Source organism: Streptomyces sp. NPDC054863 (assembly GCF_053610825.1).
Genome location: NZ_JBSGZD010000526.1, coordinates 1 through 2259 on the forward strand (window position 1 = coordinate 1; position 2259 = coordinate 2259).

A 2259-nucleotide genomic window follows, 5' to 3' on the forward strand; every position below is an offset into this window, starting at 1 on the left:
GCGACGGACGGCCGGGTGGTGCGGGACGGTGCGGCGGTCGGGAATGCGGTCATGCGGCAGGGTTCCTTCCGGAGGCCGGGCGCACGGAGGCGACCCGGCTGAACAGTGCGGGGACCGAACGGTGCGGGGACATCCCAGCACCGCCCGGGCCCCGGCAGGCCGCGCCACTCTGGGACGCTCCGAAATTCACCTCCTGCCGCCGCCGCACGCACGGACCGGCCCGCTCCCCCGTTCGACCCGACCGCCGCCCGCCATACTGAGGCGCGTCGGCGTGATTCGGGGCAGGGGAAGGGGCACGCGGTGTCACAGCAGGCGCGGCAGGGGCCGCAGCAGGACCGTTCGTGCCGGGCGAGCACGGCAGGGGAACATCCGTACGACATCCTGGTGATCGGCGGCAGCGGGGTCGACACGGTGGTGCGCGTGGACGCGCTGCCGGTGCCCCTCGCGGATTCGGTCGGGGTCTCCCCCGTCAGCGAGTGGCCGGGGCACACGGGCGGCAACGTGGCGCTGGGCTGCCAGGCCCTGGGGCTCGGCGTGAAGTTCCTCGACGTCATCGGCGACGACTGGATCGGCGGCCAGGTCAGGGATCGGCTGGCCAAGGGCGGCGTGGACTTCGAACCGCTGATCTCGCCCGCGGGCACCCGCCGTGCCGTCAACCTGGTCGACCGGACGGGCCGCCGGATGTCGTTCTACGACGCCCGTGACCCCGAGGACCTGCGGATGCCGGCCGACTTCTTCCTGCCGCACGTGCGCCGGGCCCGGCACGTGCATGTCTCGATCATGGGCTTCGCCCGTCATCTCCTGGACGACCTGGTGGCGTCCGGCGTCCCGTTCTCCACCGACCTGCACGACTGGGACGGGGTCGACGAGCACCACCGCGCCTTCGCGCTCCGCGCGGACCTGGTGTTCCTCAGCGCGGCGGGCGCGGGCGAGCGGATCGGCGACCTGATGCGGGAGATCCTGCGCGAGGGCCGCGCCGAGGCGGTCGTGGCGACGGCGGGCGCGGGCGGCTCGTACCTGCTGACCCGTGACGGCGGCAGCACCCCGCGTCCGGTCCCGGCGGCCGTCCCGCCCGCCCCGGTGGTGGACTCCAACGGTGCGGGCGACGCGTACGTCTCCGGGGTCCTGTACGGGCGCCTGGCCGGCCGGAGCCTGGCGGAGTGCGCCCGCCTCGGCGCAGTGGCCGGGGCGTACGCCTGCACGGCCTGGGGCAACACCGCCCTGATCGGCCCGGCGGCGCTGCTCGCCGAACCGGCCGGGCCACAGGCCTGACCGGCCGACGGAGAGGCGGACCGGCCGGCCGCCCCAGGGACGGGCCGACCCTCTGTCAGAGAGGCAGCAGGTCCGGCCTCTTGGCCTCGACGTGGTCCCCTGAGCTCTCGCCGCGCAGCCGCCGTCCGATCCACGGCACCAGGTGCTCGCGGGCCCAGTCGATGTTGTCGCGGCGCGCTTCGAGCCTGCCGCGCGGCGCCATCGGCGGCCACGGCTGGTCGGGGTCGGCCGGAACGTCCAGGCCGAGCACCTGGCCGGCCCGCAGTGCGACCCGGGTGTGCCCCTCGGCCGAGAGGTGCAGCCGGTCGGAGTCCCAGGCGCGCCTGTCCTGCACGGACTTCAGCGACCACAGGTCCAGGACCGGGCAGTCGTAGCGGTCGGCGATGGAGCGCACGTGCGCCGAGTACGTGGCGATCTTGCCGCGCAGATGGCGCAGTACGGGGACGCCCCGGGTGTCGAAGCCGGTGGTGATCATGACCGTGCCGACCGCCGACGTGAGGTCGGCGACGGCCTTCTCGAAGCGTTCGGCGACGTCGTCGGGGTCGGTGCCGGGCCGGATGATGTCGTTGCCGCCCGCGCAGAAGCTGACCAGGTCGGGAGCGAGCTCCTTGGCCCGCGGGACCTGCTCGGCCACGATCTGGTCGAGGAGCTTGCCGCGTACGGCGAGGTTTGCGTATCGGAAGGTGTGCTCGGGTACCCGGTCGTCCAGGAGGACGGCCAGCCGGTCGGCCCATCCGGTGAACGCGCCGCTGGGACCCGGGTCGCCGACCCCTTCGGTGAAGCTGTCCCCGATCGCCGCGTACGACCCGATGGTGCCTGCGCTGAATGATCTCGAATCGTCTGCCACGTCGACACATCCTTCACTTCGGCAAGTGACCTACGCCACCGTAGGGAGGGGGTGACGGAGGGTGAGATATACCACCGGTCAAGATTCATTCAACCCGGAATACGCGGGCGGTGCCGTGCGAACGGGCCTCGCCCCCGCAC

2 protein-coding genes are annotated in these 2259 nt (G+C 73.3%); one reads left to right on the forward strand and one right to left on the reverse strand.

Annotated elements, in window-relative coordinates:
• Positions 1-381 precede the first annotated feature (381 nt).
• Positions 382-1272 (forward strand): carbohydrate kinase family protein, encoded by an 891-nt coding sequence (locus ACWGIG_RS38565; protein WP_453326393.1) that lies wholly within the window; start codon positions 382-384, stop codon positions 1270-1272.
• A gap of 55 nt (positions 1273-1327) precedes the next feature.
• On the opposite strand, the gene ACWGIG_RS38570 is transcribed toward ACWGIG_RS38565, so the two are convergent.
• Entirely contained in the window at positions 1328-2119 is a 792-nt protein-coding gene (locus tag ACWGIG_RS38570; protein ID WP_453326392.1) for an SGNH/GDSL hydrolase family protein, read from the reverse strand.
• Positions 2120-2259 lie beyond the last annotated feature (140 nt).